Source organism: Nostoc foliaceum FACHB-393 (assembly GCF_014698505.1).
Taxonomy (GTDB): domain Bacteria; phylum Cyanobacteriota; class Cyanobacteriia; order Cyanobacteriales; family Nostocaceae; genus Nostoc; species Nostoc foliaceum_A.
Genome location: NZ_JACJTD010000132.1, coordinates 1 through 7,514, shown reverse-complemented (window position 1 = coordinate 7,514; position 7,514 = coordinate 1). Strand labels below are relative to the sequence as shown.

The window sequence follows — 7,514 nt, the reverse complement described above, 5'->3', positions numbered from 1 at the left end:
GTTTTTATCGGAGTTTATATCGGATAAAAGATAAGGGTATCTTATTTTGTGTTGTAGTATTGTATTACAATGTAACTTAAAGCATAATGTGAGCAAAGTCTAGATTTAAAGGATTTATGTGCTGAAGTCGATGGTCAGTACCAAGTTGAAATCTATGTTTAAATGTTTTACTGGCGAATGACACCACTAAGGGTGTTGAGCAGTATTAAGGTTAGTGTGGCTTTGCTGTAAAACTATGGCTCGTGATTTATTCCACAATATTGTGAGGTCTGCATTAGAAAAAGAGGGTTGGGTAATTACAGATGATCCGCTCAATATTAGATGTGGCGGGGTTGATGTTCAAATTGATTTAGGTGCAGAGCGACTTCTAGCTGCCGAAAAAGCAGGAGAAAAAATAGCAGTTGAAATCAAAAATTTTGTGAGTGCCTCAAAAATTTCTGAATTTCACATGGCGCTAGGACAATTTATTAATTACCGTACAGCATTGCGTGTTGAAGAGCCAAATAGAACCTTATATTTAGCTGTACCATTGGTCACTTATAACGACTTTTTTAACTTGTCTTTTATTCAAACTGTAGTAAATGAAAACAAATTAAAGCTAATTATTTACAATCTGGAAACTGAGTCAATAGAACAATGGACAAATTAAATGAATACCGGACAAAAGTTAGGCAACTGTTAACTAAACATCTTCAGTACAAGCCTAGTTACGGAGATGTAGAAGTCGAACAGATTTTTGATACAGAACATGACCATTATCAAATTATTAGTGTTGGATGGAATAATCAGCATCGGATTTATGGGCCAATAATGCATTTAGATATCAAAAATAATAAAATTTGGATTCAACAAAATACAACGGAAGCGGATATTGCTTTAGAATTGATAGAAATGGGTGTACCTAAACAAGATATTGTCATCGGTTTTCATACTCCTAAAATGCGTCAACTATCGGGATTTGCTGTGGAATAAACATGATACAAAACGCAGAATTTTTGCCACTATTGCGATTGAGGATGTATTAGTTAATAGAGAGCCATAAGGTAGTAAAAAGACTACTTTATTTCGTATAAAATCGGGTAAAATTTTGTGATAGCCACAAGTTGTCAATCATGCTTTATTACAAACTAGTAGGACATACCCCTGTTGCTGTTAATTCATTGTCAGAGTGGCAAGATTATTTACACTCAGTACAAGATTCAGGACAACATCTAGTTGCCGAAACTATAGTTGCTGATGCCAAAGTATCAACTAGTTTTTCGGGATTCGATCTCACTTTTGGAGATCCCCCGTTGCTTTTTGAAACGATGGTTTTAGGCGGGACTCATCACGGGAGAATGCAGCGTTATTCTACATGGGAGCAGGCACTAATCGGTCATGATCGTACTGTCGTAGAAGTCATGACTACCTCACCACCAGATGAGTAGTCTCAAATCAATACAAAGTTATATTTAATACTTAACAACTAATAATTTACACAAAACTGGATGAACTACAGGGCAGATTCTCTACCTGAGATCAAACTCATTCCCCTTGATCGTGAAGCTCTACATTTCACACAGCCAGGAGAAACTAGAAGACCACCAACCGATATTCGGTGGGTAAAAGTTCTGGAATTTTTACGCAGCAACAATCTCGCACCCAACAGCCGCAAACTCTACGAACGCGAACTCAAAAGGTTTTTGGCTTGGAGTGAACTACATTATCATGAACTGCGTCCACGTCACCTTGCGCTATATAAAGAATACCTAAGAGATGAAATACTTACTGATGCTGGTAAACCGCTTTCTAAAAGCAGCATCAATGCAGGAGTCGCAGCACTCAAAAGCTTTTTTAAATGGATGTGCTATACGTATCCTGACATTATTGCTACTAATCCCACACTGGGCATTAAACTGGAAAAAGTGCCACTGCCACCAGCCCAAAGCTTGACCCCTGAAGAAATGGATCGGGTTTGGTCAGCTTTGGAATTGCTCGGAGAAACAAAGCAACGGGATACAGCACTGGTTCACATTCTCAGTCATGGGCTGCGTGCTGGGGAAGTTGTGCAGCTAAATGTTGGCTCATTTGATGGCAAGCTGCTGTTTTTACCAGACACCAAAACCAATGAACCACGCTTAGTTCCACTGCGAAAAGAGAGTCGGGAAGTTTTAGCAGAGTATTTGCTTACGCGCTCACACCAAGGAGAGGTGTTAAACAGCCTTAGTCCACTGATGATTTCACACCATGCTTCATACAAAGGTGAACGCTTGAGTTATCACGGGATTTACTTCGCGGTGGAAAAAATCGGTGAAATAGCTCACATTGAGGATTTGCACCCTCACTCCTTTCGTCACACCTACGCCACTGACTTATTGCTATTGGGAGTTGATCCCAGCCATGCCCGTAAGCTAACGGGACATCAAAGCGAGAAAGCGTTTCGGCGCTATACCCTTCGCAGTGAGCAAGAAGCAGCGATCGCTGCTTACTATCGTGCGATTGGTGAAGAAGAATAAAAGGGTGTGGGGTGTAGGGTGTAGGGTGTAGTTGATATTATTGAGCGAATGCAAAATTTAATATAGTCTTCTTATTAAATAATTTATGAATGATAAACCGTCAATACAGTCGTATCAAGACTTAAAAGTTTGGCAAGAAGCTATGAATTTAGCAGAAGAATGTTATAGAGTCACAAAACAATTTCCTAAAGAGGAAACATACGGCATGATATCACAAATTAGGAGAGCCTCTGTTTCTATTCCAGCTAATATTGCGGAAGGTTATGGTAGAAGAACAAGAGGTGAATATCTTCAATTTTTATACATAGCTCAAGGTTCGCTTAAAGAACTTGAAACTCATCTTTTACTTTCAATTCGTGTAGCGTTAGCTGTTGCTGAAGTGATAAATCCAGTTATTAATCAGTGTAAATTAGTTGGCAAAATTCTACTGGGTTTAATTCGATCTCTTGAAAGTAGAGCGTAGCAGGGTGTAATTCTTTCTCATTGCCTACACCCTACACCCTACACCCCACACCCTCACTCTATGCCAAAGCCACTTGATCCAAAGTGTCAGCTATGTGCCAAGTTACCAACTGCCCAAGCTAAAGTTTTACATGGAACAGCAGGGGATGGATGTTGGAATCCACGCATTTGCCACAATCGCCGCTCATTCTATCGCCACCGCTCCCAGAATAATTCCGCAGAAATTGATGCAATCGCAATCGAACCACCAGCAACATATTTTGCAGTGCTGTATTTGTATAAAGAACCGGGGGATAAACCATTACACGCGTTGGGTGCAGAACTCTGGCTGGGGCAAAAACCTGTTTGCCGCTTAGAACCAATTCACTGCTTTGGACTAACGGCTGGCAAGATCCGCGCCTATACAGATCAGGTATTACAGGCTTTTGCAAAACAATATAGTGTTTCACTATATCAATATAAGGATATGTTTGAAATTACCTCAATTTACTGCCCAGTTCGTCCTTGCCCGTTACATCCAGAATCCTAGAGATGACCACATACCACCAATTAACCATCTGGGATGTATTAGATGAGTTGTCTGAATCTCCACCAACTTCTTCCCTTGATGCTATGTGGGATTGTTTGGATGCCGAGTTAGAAAAATTACCCTTGGAGGCACAGTTATCAACCGCAGCGCTTGCCTTCACTCAAATTGCGGATATTCTCAAGTCTCGTGCGGAAATGCTGTTGCAAGATACCCGCGATCGCAATAGTCTTTTGGGGCCAATTGTTAGCACCGATCTCTTTGCTGGTTTAGTGCGGACAACAATGCACCTAGATTTAGATGATTTGATTGAACCGGAAACACCACAAACCTTTAAACCACACGGCCCACACCAATTTTCATCTCCTACTGAGTTGGGTGATTCTGTAGCAGCACCTGTTGAAAAGGCGAATGTTTTGGCAATGCTCGATGAGGTGACAACTTTAGAAGATGTCCGCAATTTGGCATCAGATGAGGATGTGGAAAAATGGCAGAGTGCGATCGCTAACCATCTGATAAATGTCAAAGATGAGATTTCTTTAGTTAAACTGCAATGTGCGTTAGAAATGCCGATGGTGGAGGTGTGGTTAGGACTATTGCTGGGTGGGTTTACACTAGAACAACGTGGTGATTTTTATCACAACCAAAATGTCTGGGTGAAAAGCTCTCCTTCCTACTACCAATAACAATACATTCGCCATATAGGAGTGACAATAGTTTCAGTCAGATTATTACAGTTACGCCAACTTAGTCGCAGCAATCCTCAACTCTTGGCACAAGAGTACGTGCCTTCAACAGTTATCAGTTATCAGTTATCAGTTATCAGTTAAAAATTGTAAGTCAATTGGGAGTCAGAGTCCCCCACTTCTAAAAAGTGGTGTGTTTCAGTCGTAGTCAAATCCTAACTGTTACTGTGATAACTGATAACTGTTGACTATTTACTGATTTAATGATCTTAAAGGTGTTAGTTGCTCGTCTTAGGTTGACAAGTTGCGAGCTGACTCTGGGTGAATTCTTTTTAGCGATCGCTCGTTTGGGTGGTTTTCTTGGTCGCAAGTCCGATGGTCTACCTGGTTGGCAGACCTTATGGTGAGGTTAGTTGCGATTACAGGATATGTGTTGGGCTGCCGATTTTATCACCCAGTCACTCTAAAAGATGTTGGTAATGACAAGGGCTTCAGCCCGGAGAGTGTCAATTAGCAAGTTTTGAAAGGAAATATCTTTGTTCTTTCAAATATATCGTCCTGCAATTGATTAAAACAGGCAGCAATTGTTATGCTCTCCAAACTTAGCCTTAGCTTTTGAAAATGATGTCATACAATGACAGCAAAATTTCCACCACAATCAGAATTACCACATACCACTCCACTCGCTGGCTACTGCTATGCTGCATGAACTCCAGTACTGTTTGTGCGGTTTGGGTAATTAGCTCTAGTTTGCGTTCTAGGGCATAGTGACGCTCACGGATTTCGTATTCATCCTCCAAGCGCAGATATAAGTTTTCTAGCTGTGGGGATTCCCAGAGCAACTCTGGCTTATCGATAATCTCTACTCGACCCACAATCTTATGTTGAACTAATAGGGTAGTCCCAAGTTGACGCAGTAATTCCCGGCTCTGGCGTCTTCCCCTGTTTTCACGCTGGAGACTAGCTGCAAACGGTTCAATTTGATCAAATACAGTCGCTAGGCTGGTTTCATAGTGAGACAGTACAACACTCTTGGCGAGAATATCAGCCACTATCTGCAAGCGTTCTATGCTAAATTCATGCAGCAAAATTTTTCCTTCCTTAGCTCGTTCACTCTCTGCAACTTTGAGATGAACTTCCACTTCTTCTGTTTCCGGATCGGCAAAAGTGCCACTAACTTGAGAGGATAGTTTGGTTAAGAAGGCTACCTTTTCCACAGGCTCAAGGTTAAACAGCACAACTGCACCATAGTTTAATAATACCGCACAGCCGTGTTTACCGACTGAAACCATTACCGGCATAGTCGCCAAGCAAACGTAATTCTTCAATGTTTGTAAGTTAATATCCTCACCAAGGAATAGGGCCTGTACTCTAAAATTATCTCTGTCATTAAAAAGGAGTTTTTGCATTGTCACCCTATTTGCTTTTCTACCTGCTGAACTATGGGGGTAGTGACAGCAACCAATGCCTGTTATCGGAGATCACTACAATCTCAGCTTATCAATAAAGCTATCCAGCAATCTCAGCGCAGAGAACTATTCCATTGATTGCTGAATAAAGTTAGAGTCATCAATTTGAATTTACTTGTGTAAAATTAAAAATGTAGCAGTTTTAATTCATGCATAGCAAGCTTTATAGCAATTATTTCCGCTGAAAACGCATATTAGAGGTGAAGCTGTGATTTCTGAAAATGATGATTCAATCGATGCAGTCAATGAACTGTTGAGGAAAATCTTTAATTTTAGAAACTCAGCTAAAAATAGCCCAAGAGTCGAATCTCATTCAGACTGCTGAAGCGTTAGAAAATCAACTATCTAAATTGCGACAAGAATTAGGGGCTATTACGGTAGCGAGAATTACTAAATTTTTCTCTTTACTCCCCCTGCTTAAGAACAGCCTATTTCACGAGGATCTCATCTCACTTTTCGGGTTGCTCCCATCCGATGGTATGTCTCTCGTAAATAGCCCAAAACATGATACATATTGGTTATGAATAAAACAGCTTCACCTTTGGGTGTTCAAACTTACTCCCAAGGTAAAATCACAATTGACCTGGAACCATGCATCTATGAGCAATTACAGAAACAATCTGTCAGCCCTTCTGAATTCATCCGCAGGTTAGTTCATTTCATTGCTACGCTAGAAAACAATAAAGAGAAATACAATATCAATCCTTACACCGAGAAATTCCATAGAGGAATCCACATCTTAGGTTGCCATGATTCTAAACTAGGAGTTTTTCCTGATTCAAATCTAGCATTGAAATGTTCAGAAGGTCGCCTTGGTGCGGAAAATCCCAAAAAACAATTTTTTAGGAGTATACGATTAGCCTGGGAATTTGAAACCAAGTTAAACGAGCAAGAGAAAGTGCTACTCCAGATTTGTCCCGCTTACTTGCATTTCCAAACTGACGTCAAGAGTGCCTTTTTTAAACGAGTACTTTTTATGCCAAAAATTGAGGGTATTCCGTTGGGGAAAACAGAAACTGGATTTAGTCCTGAATTCTGTCAGACATTCAACATTCCTGAGCTTCAAGAAATCCTTCGCAAATTCAGGTTCTCGCTACATCGTTTCGTCGATCACGAACAAAAACGTCAACTGCTCAAAATTCAGAATACATACTTATTTCAACGTCTTTTTCAAAGAGGAATTAAAATTTTTAGTTTAAATCAGAAAAACATTCTAACCACATTAAATATTACTGCTAACTCTGCTCAATACGTAATTATCGATCCGATCGCAGATTATTGTTTACCAATTTCTCCTGTCTATAATCTTTTAACAGCCCAACTGTGCAAATTTAATTAACTTTACTTTTGGAGCAGAGGTGTACTGTTGTAGAAGTGATAACTTACCTATTAGTCTGCCAACCCAAAATTGTTAGGTGTGGGCTGGGAAAAGGGGTTCATGTTAAAGGTTAAAGGAATAAACATCTTTTCCCTTTCTCCCTTGCCCTTTACCCCGCTAAGTTTCCTTGGCGAACTACTATGTCTCAATACAGTTCAGATAAGACCAAAAAACTTGTACAGACGGCGATTTATCGCGTCTCAAAAACCCAAAATTTTTGCCATTAGCCCTTAATCCAAGCGTATTGACCTATGTCTTTGTTGCATTAAGTTATTGTTTCCTAGCTGTATCGTCACTTCTGCTGTCTCCAAACAAGCTTGTACTCTGGTTCGACAGCCCTCAGCAGTTTCGCCTGCAACGATGAAAGATAGGGTTTGGCAAAATCCCCAATCCCTGCAACTGCAAAATGCTTGAAACCCTTGGTTTATCGTTACAATAGTATTAGTAGTTAATAACCCCCAGAGGGTTAGTCTGAGCGCTATTGAGCTTACTCGTCGT

The 7,514-nt window shown here is 40.3% G+C and carries 11 protein-coding genes; 9 read left to right on the top strand and 2 right to left on the bottom strand.

The genetic code is table 11. The features are described from left to right. Nucleotides 1-235: 235 nt before the first annotated feature. From H6G92_RS37580 to H6G92_RS40705, 8 genes are all read left to right on the top strand, one after another. Entirely contained in the window at nt 236-649 is a 414-nt protein-coding gene (locus H6G92_RS37580) for an element excision factor XisH family protein (RefSeq protein ID WP_190901807.1), read from the top strand. After that, nucleotides 637-972, top strand: coding sequence for a XisI protein (locus H6G92_RS37575; RefSeq protein ID WP_190901805.1), 336 nt, complete (start codon nt 637-639; stop codon nt 970-972). Before H6G92_RS37580 ends, H6G92_RS37575 begins: the two co-directional genes overlap by 13 nt. 140 nt (nt 973-1,112) lie before the next feature. Next, nucleotides 1,113-1,427 carry a hypothetical protein gene (locus H6G92_RS37570; RefSeq protein ID WP_242059504.1) on the top strand — a complete coding sequence of 105 codons (315 nt, stop codon included), beginning with the start codon at nt 1,113-1,115 and terminating at the stop codon, nt 1,425-1,427. 60 nt (nt 1,428-1,487) lie between these two features. Beyond that, nucleotides 1,488-2,495, top strand: coding sequence for a tyrosine-type recombinase/integrase (locus tag H6G92_RS37565; RefSeq protein WP_190901801.1), 1,008 nt, complete (start codon nt 1,488-1,490; stop codon nt 2,493-2,495). 85 nt (nt 2,496-2,580) lie between these two features. Further along, nucleotides 2,581-2,958, top strand: coding sequence for a four helix bundle protein (locus tag H6G92_RS37560; RefSeq protein ID WP_190901799.1), 378 nt, complete (start codon nt 2,581-2,583; stop codon nt 2,956-2,958). Nucleotides 2,959-3,018: 60 nt separating this feature from the next. Beyond that, on the top strand, nt 3,019-3,486 hold the full coding sequence (locus H6G92_RS37555) for a hypothetical protein (protein ID WP_190901797.1): 468 nt from the start codon (nt 3,019-3,021) through the stop codon (nt 3,484-3,486). Between the two features lie 2 nt (nt 3,487-3,488). Next, nucleotides 3,489-4,169: a hypothetical protein gene (locus H6G92_RS37550; RefSeq protein ID WP_190901795.1), complete on the top strand. Its 681-nt coding sequence runs from the start codon at nt 3,489-3,491 to the stop codon at nt 4,167-4,169. A gap of 296 nt (nt 4,170-4,465) precedes the next feature. After that, nucleotides 4,466-4,576: an IS4 family transposase gene (locus H6G92_RS40705; protein ID WP_277926944.1), complete on the top strand. Its 111-nt coding sequence runs from the start codon at nt 4,466-4,468 to the stop codon at nt 4,574-4,576. Between the two features lie 201 nt (nt 4,577-4,777). On the opposite strand, the gene H6G92_RS37540 is transcribed toward H6G92_RS40705, so the two are convergent. Next, on the bottom strand, nt 4,778-5,578 hold the full coding sequence (locus H6G92_RS37540; RefSeq protein ID WP_190901793.1) for an RMD1 family protein: 801 nt from the start codon (nt 5,576-5,578) through the stop codon (nt 4,778-4,780). A 580-nt stretch (nt 5,579-6,158) separates the two neighbouring features. Between H6G92_RS37540 and H6G92_RS37535 the strand changes: the two genes are divergently transcribed. Next, nucleotides 6,159-6,977: a hypothetical protein gene (locus tag H6G92_RS37535; protein ID WP_190901791.1), complete on the top strand. Its 819-nt coding sequence runs from the start codon at nt 6,159-6,161 to the stop codon at nt 6,975-6,977. Between the two features lie 269 nt (nt 6,978-7,246). Here the strand turns inward: H6G92_RS37535 and H6G92_RS39130 are convergent. Then, nucleotides 7,247-7,514, bottom strand: a 268-nt coding sequence (locus H6G92_RS39130) for a hypothetical protein (protein WP_206758857.1), incomplete at its 5' end; no start/stop codon positions are given.